Origin of the sequence: Nitrospira sp. CR1.1, assembly GCA_014055465.1 — a bacterium.
In the GTDB taxonomy this organism is placed as follows: Bacteria; Nitrospirota; Nitrospiria; order Nitrospirales; family Nitrospiraceae; genus Nitrospira_A.
In genome coordinates this window covers 170,120-189,802 of the sequence record WIAF01000002.1, presented here as the reverse complement: position 1 = coordinate 189,802, position 19,683 = coordinate 170,120, and the positions used below count along the sequence as shown (strand labels likewise).

19 protein-coding genes and 1 other annotated feature are annotated in these 19,683 nt (G+C 58.2%); of the genes, 18 read left to right on the top strand and 1 reads right to left on the bottom strand.

Translation table 11 applies throughout. The features are described 5' to 3' along the window. Window positions 1-9: 9 nt before the first annotated feature. The 10 genes from GDA65_05505 (at window position 10) to queA (ending at window position 9,722) form a co-directional block, all read left to right on the top strand. Window positions 10-660 (top strand): phosphatidylserine decarboxylase family protein, encoded by a 651-nt coding sequence (locus GDA65_05505; protein ID MBA5862149.1) that lies wholly within the window; start codon window positions 10-12, stop codon window positions 658-660. Continuing rightward, window positions 657-1,460, top strand: coding sequence for a CDP-diacylglycerol--serine O-phosphatidyltransferase (gene pssA, locus GDA65_05500; GenBank protein ID MBA5862148.1), 804 nt, complete (start codon window positions 657-659; stop codon window positions 1,458-1,460). Before GDA65_05505 ends, pssA begins: the two co-directional genes overlap by 4 nt. Then, window positions 1,457-1,698 (top strand) — a binding site (T-box leader). (Overlaps the previous gene by 4 nt.) Before the next feature lie 183 nt (window positions 1,699-1,881). Further along, a complete protein-coding gene (locus tag GDA65_05495) occupies window positions 1,882-3,429 on the top strand; it encodes a 2-isopropylmalate synthase (protein MBA5862147.1) in 1,548 nt (515 codons plus the stop codon). A gap of 99 nt (window positions 3,430-3,528) precedes the next feature. Continuing rightward, a complete protein-coding gene (locus GDA65_05490) occupies window positions 3,529-3,891 on the top strand; it encodes a cupin domain-containing protein (protein MBA5862146.1) in 363 nt (120 codons plus the stop codon). A gap of 18 nt (window positions 3,892-3,909) precedes the next feature. Further along, entirely contained in the window at window positions 3,910-4,986 is a 1,077-nt protein-coding gene (gene leuB / locus GDA65_05485; protein MBA5862145.1) for a 3-isopropylmalate dehydrogenase, read from the top strand. 3 nt (window positions 4,987-4,989) lie between these two features. Next, on the top strand, window positions 4,990-6,204 hold the full coding sequence (locus GDA65_05480; GenBank protein MBA5862144.1) for a hypothetical protein: 1,215 nt from the start codon (window positions 4,990-4,992) through the stop codon (window positions 6,202-6,204). 10 nt (window positions 6,205-6,214) lie between these two features. Further along, on the top strand, window positions 6,215-7,234 hold the full coding sequence (locus tag GDA65_05475; GenBank protein ID MBA5862143.1) for an aspartate-semialdehyde dehydrogenase: 1,020 nt from the start codon (window positions 6,215-6,217) through the stop codon (window positions 7,232-7,234). A 3-nt stretch (window positions 7,235-7,237) separates the two neighbouring features. Next, window positions 7,238-7,492 (top strand): DUF2905 family protein, encoded by a 255-nt coding sequence (locus GDA65_05470; GenBank protein MBA5862142.1) that lies wholly within the window; start codon window positions 7,238-7,240, stop codon window positions 7,490-7,492. Further along, window positions 7,474-8,682, top strand: coding sequence for a SpoIID/LytB domain-containing protein (locus GDA65_05465; GenBank protein ID MBA5862141.1), 1,209 nt, complete (start codon window positions 7,474-7,476; stop codon window positions 8,680-8,682). Before GDA65_05470 ends, GDA65_05465 begins: the two co-directional genes overlap by 19 nt. Further along, complete coding sequence (gene queA / locus GDA65_05460) at window positions 8,682-9,722, top strand: tRNA preQ1(34) S-adenosylmethionine ribosyltransferase-isomerase QueA (GenBank protein ID MBA5862140.1); 1,041 nt, start codon at window positions 8,682-8,684, stop codon at window positions 9,720-9,722. The genes GDA65_05465 and queA overlap by 1 nt, the downstream gene beginning before the upstream one ends. Here queA and GDA65_05455 read toward each other — a convergent pair. Beyond that, window positions 9,715-10,413 (bottom strand): hypothetical protein, encoded by a 699-nt coding sequence (locus GDA65_05455; GenBank protein ID MBA5862139.1) that lies wholly within the window; start codon window positions 10,411-10,413, stop codon window positions 9,715-9,717. The genes queA and GDA65_05455 overlap by 8 nt on opposite strands. 75 nt (window positions 10,414-10,488) lie before the next feature. Here GDA65_05455 and GDA65_05450 point away from each other — a divergent pair, with 75 nt between their 5' ends. From GDA65_05450 to dprA, 8 genes are all read left to right on the top strand, one after another. Next, window positions 10,489-11,034 (top strand): hypothetical protein, encoded by a 546-nt coding sequence (locus GDA65_05450; GenBank protein ID MBA5862138.1) that lies wholly within the window; start codon window positions 10,489-10,491, stop codon window positions 11,032-11,034. Between the two features lie 66 nt (window positions 11,035-11,100). Then, complete coding sequence (locus GDA65_05445) at window positions 11,101-12,132, top strand: MreB/Mrl family cell shape determining protein (protein ID MBA5862137.1); 1,032 nt, start codon at window positions 11,101-11,103, stop codon at window positions 12,130-12,132. 18 nt (window positions 12,133-12,150) lie between these two features. Further along, window positions 12,151-13,032 (top strand): rod shape-determining protein MreC, encoded by an 882-nt coding sequence (mreC, locus tag GDA65_05440; protein ID MBA5862136.1) that lies wholly within the window; start codon window positions 12,151-12,153, stop codon window positions 13,030-13,032. After that, a complete protein-coding gene (locus tag GDA65_05435) occupies window positions 13,029-13,529 on the top strand; it encodes a hypothetical protein (protein ID MBA5862135.1) in 501 nt (166 codons plus the stop codon). The genes mreC and GDA65_05435 overlap by 4 nt, the downstream gene beginning before the upstream one ends. Before the next feature lie 221 nt (window positions 13,530-13,750). Beyond that, on the top strand, window positions 13,751-15,634 hold the full coding sequence (gene mrdA, locus GDA65_05430) for a penicillin-binding protein 2 (protein MBA5862134.1): 1,884 nt from the start codon (window positions 13,751-13,753) through the stop codon (window positions 15,632-15,634). Next, window positions 15,634-16,752, top strand: coding sequence for a rod shape-determining protein RodA (gene rodA / locus GDA65_05425; protein MBA5862133.1), 1,119 nt, complete (start codon window positions 15,634-15,636; stop codon window positions 16,750-16,752). The genes mrdA and rodA overlap by 1 nt, the downstream gene beginning before the upstream one ends. Before the next feature lie 142 nt (window positions 16,753-16,894). Further along, on the top strand, window positions 16,895-18,406 hold the full coding sequence (locus GDA65_05420; protein ID MBA5862132.1) for an Rne/Rng family ribonuclease: 1,512 nt from the start codon (window positions 16,895-16,897) through the stop codon (window positions 18,404-18,406). A gap of 115 nt (window positions 18,407-18,521) precedes the next feature. Further along, entirely contained in the window at window positions 18,522-19,655 is a 1,134-nt protein-coding gene (gene dprA, locus GDA65_05415; protein ID MBA5862131.1) for a DNA-protecting protein DprA, read from the top strand. Window positions 19,656-19,683: the final 28 nt, after the last annotated feature.

The following is a 19,683-nucleotide window of genomic DNA, read 5'->3' as shown; positions in this document are numbered from 1 at the left end:
TGGAGGGGTATGGCTGATCGAGCCGTCGGAATCCCGATTGTCAAAGAAGGCTTGCCGTTTGTCGGTGGTCTCGCAGGGGCGACACTGTTGTGCGGGGTGGCAGGCTGGCCCGTTGCAACAGTGGTGGCGGGTGGTTTTCTGCTGTTCACCGCCTGGTTCTTCCGGAATCCCAGCCGGACCATTCCACAGCAGCCGAACGTGGTGGTCTCATCCGGCGACGGCAAGGTCATTGCGATTGAGGAAGAATTCGAGCCGAGGTATTTGAAAGAAAAAAGCATTCGCGTCACAGTATTCCTGAACGTGTTCGACGTGCATGTCAACCGAATGCCCTGCGCCGGCACGGTCGAGGGGGTGAGTTATCAACCCGGCCAGTTTCTTGTGGCGAGCAAGCCGGAAGCGACACTGCATAATGAGCAGAATGCGGTGATGGTGAAGACCGAGTCGGGGGTGAAAGTGCTGTGTGTGCAAGTGGCAGGTTTGATTGCCCGCCGGATCGTCTGCTGGGTCGGGCAGGGTGATCGCGTGCAGCGTGGTGAACGGTTCGGGTTGATACGGTTCGGTTCGCGAATGGATACGTTCCTTCCGCTCGGGTCGAAGATTTGTGTTGCGCTGGGCGACCGTGTTAAAGGCGGCGAAACCATCGTGGGGGAACTCCGATGAAATCACCAACTATGCGACCTCCGTTTGCGAAGGGGCATCGAAAGCGGCAGGCGATGTACCTGATCCCCAATCTCTGTACGACGGGCAATTTATTCTGCGGCGTGTTTGCGATCCTGTCGGTGTTTAACGGGCAGCATCTGGTGGCGGCCATCGCCATCCTGGTCGGCATGATTTTCGACATGTTGGACGGGAAGCTGGCACGGTTGACGAATAGTACCGGTCAGTTCGGTATCGAGTACGATTCCCTGTCGGATGTGGTGTCTTTCGGCGTCGCGCCTGGGGTCTTGATTTATTCCTACGCGCTCAGCGGACAGGGCATGTTCGGAGTGGCGGTCATGTTCGCCTACGTTGCTATGGGAGCCGTGCGTCTGGCTCGATTCAATGCCACCGTGAGCACCTCCGACAGCAAGTACTTTACAGGATTAGCCATCCCAGCGGCCGCAGGCGTCATTGCGTCCCTGGTCATCTTTGATCTTCACATTACCCAGATGGGCTCGGAAGTGAAGCCGCTGCTGATTCTAGTGATTACGTTTGGGCTGGCATTCCTGATGGTCAGTACGATCAAGTATCGTAGCTTCAAGGACATGAAGTTCAGGCGAGGCGATCACTTCACCTATCTGGTGTGGGGAATTCTGGCCTTGATGTTGATTGTCGCGTGGCCGCAGGCTATGCTGTTCGTGACATTCACGGGTTATGCGGTGTCGGGTCCGATTGCGCGCATGTGGACGATGATCGCCAAGAGCGCAGGCAAGCCGCTCGCAAAAGCAGATGGGCCGGTCGTAGATACCAGAGAGTCGTAACGGCATTGACGAGGAGTAGTAGGGAGCGGTAGCCGAACTGAGAGAGCTGGTGGGCGGTGCGAACCAGCCGGTTGCCTCCTGAACTCGCCTCCGAGCCGGACTTGTGAAGCCCCGACGATGGGGTGGTAATGAGTCCCGAAGAATCCGCGTTACGGATTGAATGAGGGTGTCGGGTGAAGGGTGTCTTCATCCGGCGCTGAATCAGGGTGGTACCACGAAGCTCGCCTTCGTCCCTGTCGTGGGGCGGAGGCTTTTTTATTTTTTGGATGCTGAAACAGGTGTCCGGCGGCGTTCTCGGCGAGGGACCATCCTCGCCGTACCCCCAAGGGTACGGCTCCGGTGGTTCCTTCGCCTGCGGCCTTGCCGGCCGACCTGTTTGAGCATCCAGTAGACTGTGAGTAACTCAGGAGGAGGGTACGCCATGACGAGGATGATCAGAATATTCGACACGACGTTGCGGGACGGCGAGCAATCGCCGGGGGCAAGCATGAACGTCGAAGAGAAACTTATGATCGCCAAGCAGCTGGCGCGCCTCGGCGTGGATATTATTGAGGCCGGCTTTGCCTATAGTTCACCGGGAGACTTTGAGGCGGTGCGACGGATCGCGATGGAGGTCGAGGGGCCAGTCGTATGCAGCCTGGCGCGGGCACGGCCGGAAGACATCACCAGGGCCTCGGAGGCTTTGACGGGGGCGCCCCGGGTCCGTATCCACACCTTTCTCTCTGCGTCGGATATTCATTTGAAGCATCAGTTTCGCATGACGCGCGAAGAGGCGAAAAAACGGGCGGTGGAGATGGTGCAGTTGGCCCGTACCTACGTGGACGATGTGGAATTTTCCCCTATGGATGCGAGCCGCTCCGATCCGGCATACCTCTGTGAAGTGATCGAAGCGGTGATAGCCGCCGGGGCGGGAACGATCAATATTCCCGACACGGTGGGGTATGCCGTTCCGCAAGAGTTCGGTGGCCTGATCAAGCGAATTAAAGACACGGTATCGAACAGCGGCCAGGCGGTCATCTCCGTCCACTGCCATAACGATTTGGGCATGGCAGTTGCCAATAGTCTCGCCGCGGTGGTGGCGGGGGCCGGTCAGGTAGAATGCACCATCAACGGCATTGGCGAACGGGCCGGCAATACCTCGCTGGAAGAAGTTGTGATGGGCCTCCGGACGCGCAGGGATTGGTATGGGGCCGACACGAAGGTGGTGACGGAGGAGATCTCAAAAACCAGTCGCCTGGTGAGCAAGATTACCGGCATGGTCATCCAGCCCAACAAGGCGATCGTCGGCGCGAATGCCTTCGCTCATACGTCGGGCATTCATCAAGACGGGTTGCTGAAGGATAAGACCACCTATGAAATCATGCGGCCGGAATCGGTGGGGTTGGAGCAGGTCAAATTAGTGATGGGCAAGTTGTCAGGGCGCCACGCGTTCAGACAACGTCTTGAAGACCTGGGCTACAAGCTGACAGAAGATGAGGTCAATCACGCCTTTGAACGCTTCAAGCGGCTGGCGGACCAGAAAAAGGAAATTTATGAGGAGGACCTCGAGGTCATTATCTCCGAAGAAGTGGCGAAGATGTCCGAACGGGTTGTCTTGAAGTCGTTTCAGGTCGAAAGTGGAACGAATCGGACGCCGAAAGCCACGGTCGAATTGGAGATTGATGGAAAGTTGGTCTCTCACAACGGAACTGGCGATGGACCGGTGGATGCGGTTTATCGGACGATTGCCGCGATGACGCAGACGAAGAGCAAGTTGTTGATGTTCGGGGTCAATGCCATTACGGGTGGAACGGATGCGCAAGGAGAAGTATCGGTGCGGCTCGAAGAAGATGGCCGAACAGTCTCCGGCCACGGCGCCGATACGGATATCATCACCGCGGCGGCGAGGGCCTATCTGAATGCACTCAACAAGCTCGCCTATTTTGCAGCCAAGCAGGCCGAGGGGATTCACAAGGTCAGCTTGATTTGATCCCAACCTGCACGGTAGATTCCTCCGTTCGGTCGGTACAAATGTGCTGATCGGACGGAGCGACCTCAGCCCGTGCATCCGGCAGTATCAGGGAACCGTATGTTCGGCATGCATCTGAAGCAATGCCCTGAATTTTTAGCCGGGGATCACACGCGGTTACGGGAACTGCTGCACCCGGCCAAGGCCGAGCTGAAGTTAGGCTATAGCCTGGCCCATGGACTGCTTGATCCGGGCAAGCAATCGCTCTGGCATCGACTGAAATCGTCCGAGGTGTACTACTTCATCGCCGGGCGCGGCGTGATGAAGGTGGAAGACGCCTCCATGGCGGTTGAGGCAGGCACGGTGATCTATGTGCCGCCGGGCGCCAAGCAGTCGCTGGTCAATACCGGAACGGATCCCATTGAGTTTCTCTGCCTGGTCGATCCCGCCTGGAAGGCGGAAGATGAGGCGGTCGTTGAATAGCCAAGAGGAGAGCGCGACGTGAAAGCGAAAATTGCAGTCCTGGCCGGAGATGGAGTCGGCCGTGAAATTGTCCCCGAAGCGGTCAAGGTCTTAAAGACGGTGGCGGAGCGATTCGGGCACAGCTTTGAATTCCAGGCCGCGGATGTGGGCGGCCATGCCATCGATAAGGTCGGGGTCCCGCTTCCTGCAGAGACGCTCGCTCTCGCGAAGCACAGCGATGCCGTATTGTTGGGCGCGGTCGGCGGACCGAAATGGGAAGGTCTGGACTACAGCATTCGCCCTGAGCGGGCCTTGCTCGGCCTCCGCGAGCAGCTGGGGCTGTATGCAAATTTACGCCCGGCGAAACTCTATCCCATGCTCGCCGATGCCTCCACCTTGCGGCGGGAGGTGATCGAGGGAATCGATATGCTCGTCATCCGCGAACTGACCGGTGGCATTTATTTCGGGAAACCGAAGGGGGTGGAAAAAATGCCCGGCGGTGGAGAGCGCGGGTTTAATACGGAGGTCTATACGACCGAAGAAATTCGCCGCATTGCGGTGGTCGCGTTCGAATCGGCGCGCAAGCGCCGCAAGAAGGTGATGTCGGTCGACAAGGCCAATGTGCTGGAGTCTTCCGAATTGTGGCGGCGGGTCGTGACGGACGTTCACAAAGCCTATGCCGACGTGGCTTTGAGCCACATCTATGTCGACAATTGCGCCATGCAGTTGGTGCGCAATCCGCGTCAATTCGATGTACTGTTATGTAACAATATCTTCGGCGATATCTTGAGCGACGAGGCTGCGATGCTCACCGGATCGATCGGCATGTTGCCCTCCGCCAGCGTCGGCGCCAAGGTCGGGCTCTTTGAGCCGATTCATGGCAGCGCGCCGGATATCGCCGGAAAGAATATCGCCAATCCGATTGCAACCATTGCCTCCGGCGCCATGATGTTGTCCTACGCGTTTCAGTTGGACAAGGAAGCGGCAGTCATTGAACAGGCGATTGTGAAGACCCTTGAACTGGGATTCCGCACCAAAGACATTCATGCCGAAGGCATGCGGTTGGTCGGAACGACCGAGATGGGCGATGCAATCGTGCAGAACCTTCCTGCGTAGGCCATGACGATCGGCGCGACACCATCCGGGATCATCGAGACCCTCGTGGGAAACGGTGAGCCTGGTTATGCGGGAGATGGCGGACCAGCCGGAGCGGCTTCATTGAATGAGCCGAAAGGGCTCTGTGTGGACCGTCAGGGAAATCTCTATATTGCTGACTCTGAAAATCACGTCGTGCGCCGCGTCGATCGAGAGACGGGAATTATCACGACGGTGGCTGGAGTGGGACCAGGCGGCACGACCACACCGATGATGTTGCCGGAACCTGTCGCAGCGCAGCCGGATGAAGACGAGGATCCCTTTGCCGACACTTCGACGGACAGCACAAAAGCCTACACACAGGTGACCGACCTGAGCGGCACAGTCCGGTATGTGACCGGCGGCCGTCTGACGATTGAGCAGGACTCAGGAGACGGCGGACCGGCTCGCCGTGCGCGGCTCAACTTCCCGAGTGCCGTGGCCGTGGATCGTCTCGGGAATGTGTACATTGCCGACACGATGAACCATCGGGTCAGGAAGGTTGATGCGAAAACGGGAATCATCACGCACGTGGCAGGCACAGGTCAGGCGCGTTATTCCGGCGACGGCGGGCCGGCGGTTCAGGCGGCGATCAATGAACCGACCGGGTTAGCCGTCACTGACGAGGCGTTGTATGTTGCAGACCAAAGCAACAATCGTGTTCGACGGGTGGATTTGGTGACCGGGATCATCACGACGGCGGCCGGTGACGGATGGGCGGCGTACAGCGGCGACCAAGTTCCTGCCGTGCAGGCCAGTTTGGCGGGACCGAGCGGCGTGGCTGTGGGCGGTGACGGGTTGTTGTATGTCGCGGATACCTTCAATAGCCGGATACGATCGGTCGATCCGGCAACGGGGGAGATTGCCACCGTAGCGGGAGACGGCGGCACCTACCGGTATCAGGGGCCTGAAGAATCCTCTTCACCAAGCCTTTCGCGCCCGGCCGGTATTGCCGTGAGTCATGACGGCAAGGTGTATATGACGGATTCAGACAGTCATTTGATTCGGGTGTGGAACGGGTGCACGAAGACCATCACGCGCCTGTCAGGGACCGGTGTCGCGCAGTTCGGCGGCGACGGTGGCGATGCGTTGGCAGGCAGCCTCAGTTATCCATTCGGTGTCGCGGTCGATGCGGTCGGAACTGTGTATGTGGCGGACACGTTCAATCATCGCATCAGAGTTCTCCCGGCGACTGCGTAAGGACAGTATCATGTTGAAGAAGAAGCAGGCGTATACAGTGGCGGTGCTGGGGGCGACCGGAGCCGTCGGGAAAGAAAGTCTCGAGATTTTGGAAGAGCGCAATTTTCCGGTCGAGACGCTTCGGCTCTTTTCCTCGAAGCGTTCAGCCGGCGAAGTGCTCTCGTGCCAGGGCAAAGAGTACAAGGTGGAGGAACTGACGGAGGCTTCTTCCTTTGCCGGAGTGGACATTGCGTTGATCTCCGCCACCGACGCCATTAGCCGCGACTACGGCGCGCGATTGGGCGCGGCTGGTGTGGTCGTGATCGATGATAGCGCAGTGTTTCGGATGGATCCGAGCGTCCCGCTCGTGGTCCCGGAAGTGAATGCTGCGGCGCTGCAGTCCATGAAGCGGGGCATCGTGGCCATTCCGAACTGCACGACGACTCCGCTGGTGATGGCGCTCAAGCCGCTTCGCGATGTCGCCGGCATCAAACGGGTCGTGGTGACCACCTTTCAGTCGGTGTCCGGCACCGGGTCGGCCGCCATGGATGAATTGGTGGACCAGACCAAGGCACTCATTTCGTTTCAGGATGTGAAGGTGCAGGTCTACCCGTATCAAATCGCCTTTAATCTCTTACCGCAGGTCGGGTCGTTCGGGGACGGTGGTGACTGTTCGGAAGAGGTCAAGATTGTTCAGGAGACACGGAAGATTCTGGACATGCCCGCGCTTCGAGTGACCGCGACCACCGTGCGTGTCCCGGTGCTGCGCTGCCATTCCGAAGCGATCAACGTGGAACTCGAGCGCCCGCTGAAGGCCAATGACGCGAGAGCCGCGATCGCAGAGATGCCCGGCGTCATCGTCTATGACGATCCGCTGAAGAAGCTCTATCCGATGCCGTTTGATGTGTCCGGCAAGGACGAGGTGTACGTCGGACGGGTGCGGGTTGATGAGTCGATCACCAATGGATTGAATCTCTGGGTCGTGAGCGACAATCTTCGGAAGGGCGCCGCGCTGAATGCCGTTCAAATTGCCGAATGTTTGATACAATAACCTATGGATGGCGGGAACGGGATCGGTCGCCTAGTGATCATCGGTGGACTTGCTCTGGCCGCCGTCGGAGTGCTGCTGACTCTGGTTGAAAGATGGCCCGGTTTCGGTGCGGCGTTCGGGTGGGTCGGTAAATTGCCCGGCGACCTCTCGATGACGCGAGAGCGGTTCAGTCTGTACGTTCCGATTGCAACCAGTCTTGTGCTCAGCCTTCTGCTGAGCGTCGTGTTGTATATCCTTTCATGGCTCTTTCGCCGCTGATTCCACATCGCGTTGTCAATTTGGTTGGAGTGGGAGTCATGGCGCTCCTGGTTCTCGTCTGCGCGCAATCCGCTTCAGCCGAATCCGTTCGTGTCTTACTTGTACAGGAAGCGCCGTCCGTAGACGTGCGCTCCGATGGTCCACTGGCTCTTGTGATGGAGACAGGCGACACCAGGACGCTGCATGGCCCCATCCATCTTACGGCGCGTGCGGACGGATTGCATGTCGACGGCCGACGTCTCACGGGCGGACATGTGCTCATCCGCTCCCTCCGGAACAGTCTGACCTTGGTCGTGGGGAAAGACGGAGGAGCTGCGGGGGCACCGCTTCCTCTCAGCGGCATCGTGCGGGTGTCGCGCAAAGGACATGCGGTCTCCGTCGTCAACCAGGTGGATTTGGAGGAGTATGTGAAGGGAGTCGTGCCCTCTGAAGTCAGTTCAGCCTGGCATCCGGAGATGCTGAAGGTGCAGGCGGTGGCGGCGCGGACATACGCGCTGTATAACAAAATGCTGAGCGCCGCGCGGGACTATGACGTCATGGCCACCATTCAAGATCAGGTCTATCGGGGCCGTACCGGGGTCGATCATCGAGTTGAGGATGCCGTCGAATCCACCAGGGGCATTGTGGTCACGCATCAGCAGGCGCCGATCTATGCCGCCTTCTCCTCCACTGCCGCAGGGCCGACGGAAGATGCGGTGAATGTGTGGGCCAATAAAGACCTCCCTTACCTCAAGGGTGTCGAATGTCCTTTCGATCTCGAGTCGCCGTATTATCAATGGAAGGCCAGTGTGAAGATCGAACAGCTCGAGAAGAATCTACGGCACCAGGGATTCACAGTCGGCACCATCGCCACGATTACGCCGATCGCGTACAGTCGCGCCGGGCGGGTCGCCCGCTTACGGATTCTGCATTCCGGAGGCGAAACGCTGTTGCGGGGAGAAGACCTCCGCAAAGCGGCGGGATATACCGTCATCCCGAGTACGCAATTCGAGGTCGAATCGATCGGCGCCGAGGTGGTGTTCGCCGGGTACGGCGCAGGCCATGCGGTGGGATTGTGCCAGTGGGGCGCCAAAGAACTGGCTGAACTGGGCTATTCGTACAACAGTATTCTGCAGTATTACTATCCTGGAACCGAATTACGTAACTCGGCGTTATCGCAATTGATGATGCCGGTCGTCCCAACCCCCTGATGCTGCTCAGCGAGTTCGATTTCCCATTTGATCCGGCGCTGGTGGCCGACCATCCGGTCATTCCACGCCATGATGCGCGGTTACTGGTCATGGAGCGCGACAGTCATGCACGGATGCACCGTCGGGTGGTGGATCTTCCGTCGCTTCTCCAGCCTGGGGATCTCATCGTGGTGAATAATACCAGGGTCATGCCCGCGCGGGTGCCGGGTCGGATTCGCGCTACCAAGAGACTGCTCGATCTGCTGTTTGTGCAGGATCTGGGGCAGGGCGTGTGGGAGGTGTTGATCAAAGGACGGTTCAGGCCGGGAGCCATGATTGATTTTCCGGGCGGCGGGTGCGGTGAAATTGGGGAGCGAAGTCAGGTCAGGACGACCGTGAAGGTGACGGGTGTGACAAGCGTCTATGACCTCATGCATGCCGCTGGTACGATGCCGCTTCCTCCCTATATCAAGCGCCCACCCTCGCAGGAGGATCAGCAGTGGTATCAGACCATGTTTGCTCAACAGGAGGGGGCGATAGCGGCACCGACTGCGGGACTTCATTTTACGCGTGAATTGGTGCAGGCCCTGACCGCCAGGGGCATTGAACTGGCGCAGGTGACGTTGCACGTGGGGCCCGGTACGTTTCGCAGTGTGAAGAGCGACCGGATTGAGGAGCACCGTATGCTGGCTGAGCACGTGGAGGTGGCCGCTCCCACTGTTGAGCAGATTTGCCTGGCGCAGACGCGAGGAAATCGGGTGGTGGCGGTCGGGACGACGGTCGTGCGCGCACTGGAAACGGCGGGGCGCGGCGGTCGCGGCATCCAGCCGTTTCAGGGGCCGGCCGAGTTATTCATCACCCCGGGGTTTGAGTTTCAGGTCATCGACGCGCTGGTGACAAACTTCCATCTGCCGCGGACGACGCTGCTCATGCTGGTATCTGCGTTTGTGGGACTTGAACCGCTTCGGGCCGCCTATGAGGAGGCGGTGGCTGAACGGTATCGGTTCTATAGTTACGGGGATGCGATGTTGATCGGAAAGGGAGTGACTGCCGCTACATAAGCTCTTTATGAATCTTCACCGGAACCTTGCTCTTCATCGATTCCGAATAGGCCATCAATGCCCGTTGTTGTTTTTGAAACAACAGGTTTTGGAAAATCCGTTCTTTCGCAATGGCGGCTTTGGCCGGATCGGACTCACCTTCGCGTGAAACAAGCGTCTGTGCCTCTGCAGATTCAGAAGGCGTCAGGGCCACGGCGTCCATGATGACCAGCCGGGCTTTATTGGTGAGGATGTCCTTGGTTTCCATAGCCTCGAACGAGGCAGGGGTCAAGCGATTGGCTGCCAGCAGCCGACGATAGGCCTCTGGGTCGAAGCTGCCGTTTTTCTGAAACTCCGTTCGCTGCATAATCGCCTTCCGCAAATCCTCGTCCGACACCGAGAGTCCCATTTCCTTGGCCACATGCAGCCACATGCGGTTATCGATGAGTTGCTCCAGCACAAACTGCTTGAGGAATTCATCCTTGATGTCGTTCTGGCCTTTGTCTTTGTAAAAGCGATACGTATTTTCATAGGCGCGACGATATTCATCCAGCGGGACGATCTGGTCTCCGACGGACGCCACGACGTTACCGCCTTGATCGCCGAATCCCCACCAGCCCATCGTAATGACGAACGCCAGGGCCAGCGTGCCCATGATGGATTTGAGGAACCATGGGTAGTCGTGAGCAGCTTCGCGTAATAATTTGATCATCGAGTGCGCCTCTTCTCGGCAGGGTTTCGCGAATTCTACTCAGGCGGCGACAACAAAGGCAAGAGGAAGAAGTGCGTGGAGAGCGGGTGCGGGAAGATTGCGACTTTGTTTGTGCAGGTCAAAGAGATTTGCTATAGTGTCGAAGAATTGGGGAGATTTCCGGTGGCGGAGGAGGCAATCGGGCGCAGCCCGGTGGAACTGGGCGTCTATCCCAAGGCCCAGGTGCTGAATCGCTTCATCGCGAAAATGATCGATCTCCTGATCGTTGCGGCGGTGAGCAAACTGGTCCCTCCAATCGGTGTCCTGGCCGGACTTGCCTATATCCTGTTGGCCGACGGGTTTGGTGGTGGGCGCAGTGTCGGAAAGCGGCTGATCGGACTCCAAACCATCGTCCCACGCACGCGGGACCCGGCGGGATTCCGGGAGTCGATCGTTCGCAATCTGCCCTGTGGTCTTGCTCAGCTGACGTTTGAAATACCGTATGTGGGCTGGATCGGATGGGGCGCGGTGTTGTCGCTGGAAGGATTGTTGGTGATCGGAAATGAGCAAGGGCGTCGCTTGGGCGATGAGATTGCCAAGACGCAGGTGCTGGAGAGCGGACAGCTGGATGTATCGGACTGAATACCTTGATGTTGCTGAGCGCAGAAATCGTGCGAAGGGAGAGTCCTAGTGGCTTTCATGAGTGATATGTTCGGGTGGTTCTCCAACGATCTGGCGATCGATTTGGGGACGGCGACAACTCTCGTATACGTCCAGGGGAAGGGCATTGTCCTCAACGAACCGTCCGTGGTCGCCGTAGAAAAAAAGACGGAACGTGTCATGGCGGTCGGCGCCGACGCGAAGCGCATGTTGGGGCGCACCCCGGGGAACATTCTCGCGGTACGTCCGATGAAGGAAGGGGTGATCGCCGATTTTGAAAAAGCCGAGGCGATGTTGAGCCACTTCATTCAGAAGGCGCACAACCGCACGGCCTTTGTGCGACCGCGCATCATCATCGGAGTGCCGTCCCGGATTACGCAGGTGGAGCAGCGGGCGGTCCGTGATTCTGCCGAACTTGCCGGTGCGCGCGAAGTGTATTTGATCGAAGAGCCGGTGGCGGCGGCCATCGGCGCAGGACTGCCGATTACCGAACCCTCGGGGAATATGGTGGTGGACATCGGCGGCGGCACGACCGACATCGCGGTCATCTCGTTGGGTGGCATTGTCTATAGCGAGTCGGTCAAGGTGGCCGGCGACCGGATGGACGACGCCATCATGAACTATATTAAGAAGAAGTATAATCTGCTCATCGGAGAGCATATGGCCGAGCGCATCAAGTTCGAGATCGGGTCGGCCTATCCCTTCGAAGAGCGGAAGACCATGATGATCAAGGGTCGCGATTTGATCTCAGGCATCCCCCGCACGCTGGTGGTGGATGATGCCGAAGTCAGGGAAGCGTTGCAGGAACCCATTGGGACCATCGTCAATGCCATCAAGGTGGCGCTTGAAAACACGCCGCCCGAATTGGCCGGAGACATCATCGATCGCGGTATCGTACTGACTGGCGGCGGATCCTTGCTGAAGGGAATGGACACTCGGTTTCGTGAAGAAACCAATCTTCCGATCATTACGGTCGATGACCCGCTGACCTCGGTGGTCCTGGGGGTCGGGAAGATTCTGGATGAGTTGGACCTCCTTCGCAAGGTATCGGTTATGTCGCAGTGCAGTACCTCTCGATGACCTCCATCCCGAACGTGGATGGCTATATCGCGCTCAACATACGGCACCCGGCGTCTCGCCATCGTGCTTTTTGCCTGCCTGCTCATTGCTCTCTTTCTGCTTCCGAGTCAAAGCCAGAGGTTGCTGCAGTACGTCGGTGGACCGCTCGGGCAGGTCCTCGGTCTTCCGCTCGCCGCATTTTCCTCAGTGGATCGTGGCATTGCCGACATGTGGAACGGATATGTCGCCTTGCAGAGCGTGCATGAGGAAAACCGCCAGCTTCTTCGCGACATCGAACTCCTCAAGGGGCAGAATAATCAGCTGCGGGAATCGGTGACGGCCGTGCAACGGTATGAGACCTTGCTGAGCTTTAAGCAGCAATCACCGTCCCAAACTCTGGCGGCGCAAGTCATCGGCCGTGATGCCACAAATTGGTACCGCGGGATGATTCTCAATAAAGGCGAGAGCGATGGGGTGAGAACCGAAATGGGCGTGGTCACCCCGGCCGGTGTTGTTGGCCGGGTGGTGAAAACCAATTCGACCTCGTCGGTGGTGCTGTTAGTCACAGACCCGAACAATGCGATTGCCGGTGTCGTGCAACGGACCCGTGATGAAGGGATTGTCGAAGGCACCAGCCACGGCCGGGCGCGACTCAAATACATCCCGTTGTTATCCAGCGTGCAGGCCGGCGATCGCGTGGTCACGTCGGGCCTGACCGGGGCGTTTCCGCGGGGCCTGGCTATCGGAAGCTTGATTCAGGTCGAAAAATCGGAAGGGGATCTCTTTCAGTCTGCGGAAATCGAGCCGGAGGTGGATCTCTCGAAGCTGGACGAGGTGCTGATCATCACCGCTCCCTATGAGGATGCCGACGCCGCGCAGACACTGCTCCAGGCCATTCATGGAGATCGAAAGAAACCATGAAGTTCCTGTTATATCTGCTCTTGGCGCTGGTCGTGGTCCCCTTGCAAACGACGTTGTTGCACTACGCCAGCGTCTTTGGTGTGCGTCCCGATCTCGGGCTGGTGGCGGCTTGTCTGGTGGGATTTCTCGGCGGAGAGCTCGATGGGTTGATTCTTGGCCTCATTCTGGGGTGTTTCCAAGATATGCTGTCGGCGGGAGATCTGTGGATCAATGTGGTGACGAAGGGCGGGAGCGGGTTTCTCGCCGGCCTGGCCGGGCGGCACATGGCCCATATTACCCCTGCGGTGATGACCGCCGGCCTCGCGATCATTTCCTGTCTCTCGAGCGCCGTGTTTCTCTATTCGATGAATCCGGCTGGTCTTGATGAGGTCTGGCTGGGCGTGCGATCGACCGTGCTGGTGCAGGCTGGGCTCGACGCGGCCGTCGGTGCAGGTCTGTATCTGTTGTTTCGCCAACGCTGGTCTGATGATCGTATGGTTACGGAGGGAGCGCTCTAGCAGAATGCGGAAAAAGTCCACCAGCGGCGTTCTCGCCTCGTTCAGCGGCTCAACGTACGACAAGAGTACGTTGAGCCGCTTCACTCGCTGCGGCCTTGCTGGATGACCTTTTTGCGCATTCTGCGTACTATCCTGATACCAGCACGCCACGTGAGCTGATCGCGGCGTAGCGTGCAAAAACCGAGTTTTTCCGCAGCCTGCTAGGCGAGCAAAGGTCAGCGATGGCGACGGTAGGATTCAACGATTCCGATCTCCTGGATCTTCAGCGGCGGTTGGTCATTCTGCGTGTGGGCCTGCTGCTGGTCGTGGCATTGCTTGCCTTGCGCCTGTGGCATCTCCAGATTCGGGAAGGCCCCTACTATCGAGATCTGTCTGAGAATAACCGGACGCGTTCCGTGGTCCTTGAGCCGGCGCGTGGTTTGATTTTCGACCGGAACGGCGTGTTGCTGGCGAACAATGTGCCGAGTTTTGCCTTGTATGTGACACTTGAAGACGTCAAAGATCGTCAGGCGTTAGTGGCGCAACTGGCTTCGCTCCTCAGCCTCGACCAGGACGTAATCCAGAAAAAACTGTCGACTGGAAAGGGCGGGAAATTGCAGCCCCGTAAGGTCAGGGACCGGCTCACGTTGCGCGAGGCCACACTGATCGAGTCCCACCGGTTGGATTTGCCCGGCGTGATGATCCAGGTCGAGTCGCAGCGGAACTATCCTGCGGGAGGTGTTGCGGCGCACTTGTTAGGGTATGTCGGGGAAGTGTCTGCTGATCAACTCGAAAAGCCGGATTTCGCGGATCTGCATCAGGGCAGCATCGTCGGACAGTATGGCGTAGAAAAATGGTTCGACCGACAGGTACGCGGTCGCGCGGGGGAAAAGAGTGTCGAAGTGGACGCGCTCGGCCATGAAAAGCGTGCCATTGTGTCGGACAAACCTCTCGCGGGTGATGACCTCTACTTGACGATCGATGCCAAACTACAGAAGGTTGCCGAGGACCTGTTGGGTGAGGAATCAGGCGCCATCGTGGCGCTGGATCCGACGAATGGCGATGTGTTGGCCATGGCCAGCCGCCCAGGCTTCGACCCGAACGTGTTGTCGAAAGAATTAACGAACAAGCAATGGATTGAAATCGTTCAGGATGAACGGCGGCCGCTGAACAATCGAGCGACCCAAGGTCAATATCCCCCGGGATCGACATTCAAGGTCGTTATGGCGGCGGCCGCTCTCGAATCCAACACCGTGACGCCCTCGACGATGGTGCGATGCAACGGCGGCTATCAATTCGGCAATCGATTGTTCCGCGACTGGAAACAAGGGGGGCATGGTTCAGTTGACATGAATGAGGCCTTGATACACTCCTGCGACGTGTATTTTTATACGGTCGGGCAGCGCATGGGCATCGACACGATTGCCGAATATGCGAAGCAATTTGGACTCGGGCAGGAGACGGGAGTCGAGTTGCCATCGGAACGTGTGGGCATCGTTCCATCTACCGCCTGGAAACAGAAGGCGCGAAATCAGCCCTGGTATCCGGGGGAAACCATATCCGCCGCGATCGGACAAGGGTATGTCACGGTGACGCCCTTGCAGATGGCCAGTGTGATCGGAACGGTGGCGAACGACGGAGTGTCGATCAAACCGCGCCTGGTGCAGGCCGTGATGAATCGCACGACGGGAGAACGGGCGGAGTTTCCGCCTACGGTGCGAGGGAAAGTGGCGGTCAAGCCGGCGACGCTTGCGCTCATCAAGGCAGCGCTAGCCGATGTGGTGACAAAAGGAACGGCGACACGAGCGAAGTCCCCGTTGGTGACGATCGGAGGGAAAACCGGCACCGCTCAGACGGCGGCGTTACGTACGGGACCCGAGAAGGACATTCCGAAGAGATTACGTGACCATGCTTGGTTTGTGGCGTTTGCTCCGGTCGAGGCGCCGCGGATTGCTGTGGCTGTTTTGGCCGAGCACATGGGCCATGGTGGGTCGGCTGCTGCGCCCCTGGCAAAGGATGTCATTGAAGCCTATGTGAAAGCCTATCCCCAGGTGCTGCAGGGGGCTCCGGCAAATGGGCGAGCCAAGCCGCCTGCTGTGCCGGTGGATGCGCGGCCGAAGACGTGATGATTGATCGGGTGATAGACAGTCGAGGGTTGGATAGTTTCGATCTTCGCTTCATGGGATTGATCGCAGTCATCCTGTCGGTCGGGGTGCTGTCGATCTACAGCGTGACGCATTCTCAAGACACGGCCTTCCCCTTTTACCTCAAACAGCTCGTCTGGATTCTTCTGGGAACCGTCGCCTTCCTGGTGATGTATTTGTCGGATTATCACAAGATTGCGCGCTTGGCCTATCCGACCTATGCGGTCATTTTGATCATGCTGGCGATTGTGTTGTTCATGGGGAAATCAAGCCGGGGGGCTCAGCGATGGATTCCCATCGGGCCATTTGCCTTTCAACCGTCCGAATTTGCGAAGTTGGTGCTGGTTCTGGTCCTGGCCAATTATTACTCTCGTGCATCGCGCGTGGGGTGGTTGCACCGGGTGGTGCTGCCGGGGCTGATCGTCTTGCCCGGGCTGTTGTTAATCCTCAAACAGCCAGATTTGGGTAGCGGGTTGAGCTTCCTGGCCGTCTATGCGGCCATGTTATTGATGGTCGGCGTTCGCTCGAAGGCGTTGGGCATCATTTTGTTACTCTCAGTCATGCTCTTCCCATTTGTATGGGAAATGGTCTGGGCGTCACTGCACGATTATCAGCGCGAACGGGTCATGGCCTTCGTGGATCCGGACTATGATCCGGGAGGCAAAGGCTACCATGCGCTGCAATCGAGAATTGCCATTGGTTCAGGTGAACTGTCGGGGAAGGGACTCTACGGCGGCACCCAAAGTCAGCTGAAGTTCCTTCCCGAAGGCCATACTGATTTTGTGTTCGCGGTCTATGCGGAGGAATGGGGTTTTGTCGGGGTTCTGGTGTTGTTAGCCCTGTTTATCGCGCTGATCTGGGTGTCATTGGAAATTGCCGCTCGTGCGAAGGACACGCTGGGGGCGTTACTTGCGGCAGGCATCGTCGCCATGTTGTGTTTTTGCGTGGTGGTCAATATTGGAATGACCGCGGGAATGTTTCCCATCGTGGGGATTCCGCTTCCTCTCGTGAGTTATGGAGGCAGCGCGACCATCATGACAATGGCGTCATTGGGGCTGTTATTGAATGTGAAGCGACGTCGGCTGAAGCTGTTTTACTAGGCGATGCCTGGACAGGGGCCGACTTGTTGTGAAATAACCATGTGAACCAGATTAGCGCTTGGCTACCGGCAAGGCGAGAAAGCCCGGACAACCGTCCGCGTATGTCTGCCGATCCAGCCGGTCTGGGTTAAAGGAGCATGTAATGGGTGTGGAGATAGCAATCAGTATTGCGCGGGAAGAAACCCGTGTCGCTGTGCTGGATAATGGCGTCGTCACGGATCTGTATGGCGATCGCGCCAAAGATCAGGATTATGTCGGCAATATTTATAAAGGGCGGGTGGCGAAAGTGCTGCCTGGTATGCAGGCGGCCTTCATCGATATCGGGCTGGAGAAGGCGGCGTTTATGCACGTCTCCGACCTGTCCATGGATGTCGAGCCGGGGGATACCCTCGTAGAGGGGGACGACGACGACAATAAGGACTCGGAGGTTCCCAAGCCCAAACGGCAAAGCTCAAAGCCCATCGAAGAGTTGCTATCTGAGGGGCAGGAACTCATGGTGCAGATTTCCAAAGGTCCGATCGGCACGAAGGGATCGCGGGTGACGACATATGTATCGTTGCCCGGGCGCTATCTGGTGTTCATGCCGACAGTAGAGCATATCGGCGTATCCCGCCGCATTCCTCGCGATGAAGAACGCGCGCGCTTAAAAGAAATTATGAAACGAGCCCGACGCCCTGGGTTCGGCTACATTGTGCGGACGGTGAGCGAAGGGGTGAAGGAAGAAGAATTGCGTTCAGACGTCGAGTTTCTGCATGTCCTCTGGCAGGACGTGTTGACCAAGCGTGACCAGCAGCCCGCCCCGAGCCTCTTGCACAGCGATTTGAGCTTGAGCTTCCGTGTGGTGCGCGATCTGTTCGGACGTCGAGTCGATCGGTTGTTGATTGATTCGCGCGAGGAATACAACGCGATCAGAGGGTTTGTGCAGCGGTTTTCTCCGGAACAGACATCCCGCATTCACTTCTACGATAAGGAAGAGAGCCTCTTTGATTACCTGGGGGTTGAACAGGAAATCGCTCGCGCGATGAGCCGGAAAGTGTGGCTCAAGTCCGGTGGATATTTGGTGATCGATCACACTGAGGCGATGACGGTGATCGATGTGAATACCGGTCGGTTTGTCGGCAAACGCGATCAGGAAGAAACCATTCTGCGTAACAATCTGGAAGCGGCGAGAGAGATTGCCTACCAGGTCAAATTGAGAGGGATCGGCGGGATCATCATCGTCGATTTCATCGATATGGAGCGGGAAAAGAACCGCGACAAGGTTTACCATGCCTTGGTGGATGCGATGTCTTCGGACAAGGCCAGGACCAGGATTTCCAGAGTCTCCGATCTTGGATTGATCGAAATTTCCCGCGAACGGGTGCGCGAGGATCTACTTCGTGCGCTGTCAGAACCCTGTCACTACTGCGATGGGCGGGGGTATACGAAATCTCCTATGTCGGTGGCCTACGAAATTTTCAGGGAAGTGCGGCGGCTTGGCCACGAAATTGAGCAGCAACGTGTCGTCGTCGGCGCGCATCCCGCGGTGGCCCTGCTGTTACAGGAACAGGAACAGCCCGGTGTGGAAGAGCTTGAGCGGCGGTATAGCGCCAAGATTCTGGTGACTCCGGATGATCGGCTGCATCTGGAACAGTTCGACTTAGTCGTGATGTAATACGGCAAAGCTCCGCCCTGGCTGAGTTCGCGCGAAAGTCCCGTCCCTGACAGCGGCTTCCCCAGTACAACGGTCATTGAGTCGTCCCGACCAAGTGTGATGAGCTTGGACGATAGTGAATAGTCGATCTCTCCGCCCCTGGCTGATGCTCCGCGCGATCTCCGGTGTGGGGGATGCCATTCTGCTCAAGCTGGTGCAGGCGATGGGATCTGCGGACGCGGTGCTGTCGGCGACCCAGGCGAGGTTGGCAGAGGTCGGTTGCCGGCCCCCGTTGATCGAAGCAATTGGCCGCGGGCCCGATCCGGATGCAGTCGAACAGCTTGACCGGGAACTGGCGGCGTTGCACCATCGCCAGATCGACGTATTGACGTATCTCGATCCGCAGTATCCTGCGCTTCTCCGGACGATTCCGGACCCTCCTCCGCTGCTGTATCTCCAGGGAACATTACTGGAGAGCGATCGGCAGGCTGTGGCGATAGTCGGGACGAGGAAGGTGAGTGCCGCCGGCCGAGTGCTGGCCGAGGAATTAGCCTGTGAATTGGCCGGCATGGGGTTTACGATTGTCAGCGGTTTGGCACGCGGAGTGGATGCCGCCGCGCACCGCGGCGCTCTTGCCGGCAAGGGACGGACGCTCGCAGTCATGGGGTGCGGGTTGGATCGTACGTATCCCGCCGATCATGGGCAGCTCCGCGCGGCGATCGAGCGGCAAGGAGCGGTACTCTCAGAGCTTCCGCTCGGCTCCGCGCCGCATAGCTATCATTTTCCCCGGCGTAACCGCATCATCAGCGGGCTATCGCTAGGCGTCGTGGTGACAGAAGCCGCTGTGGAAAGCGGGTCCCTCATTACCGCGCGATTGGCCGGCGAGCAGGGCCGGGAAGTATTTGCAGTGCCTGGTTTTGTGAAGGCGGAGAACAGTCGCGGGCCCCATAGCTTGCTCAAAGACGGTGCGAGACTCGTCGAGTCGGCGCAGGATATTCTGGATGAATTGTTGCCCCAACTGGATGCTGCCTTTCGCGAACGGCTCGGTGCTCGCGCCGAGATCGAGCGACCGATGGCGCAACTCGGCGCCGAGGAGGCGGTGGTGTATGATGCCTTGTCGGTGTTGCCGCAGTCGATCGATGATGTCATTCGACGCAGCGGGCTTCCGGCTGCGCAAGTCACCGCATTGTTGCTTTCCTTGGAACTGAAACATTGTGTTCGTCAGTTGCCCGGCAATGAGTATGTGCGTCTCTCGACAGGCACTCATTGAGAGATTCAAGCTGACAGAGTCTCGATAT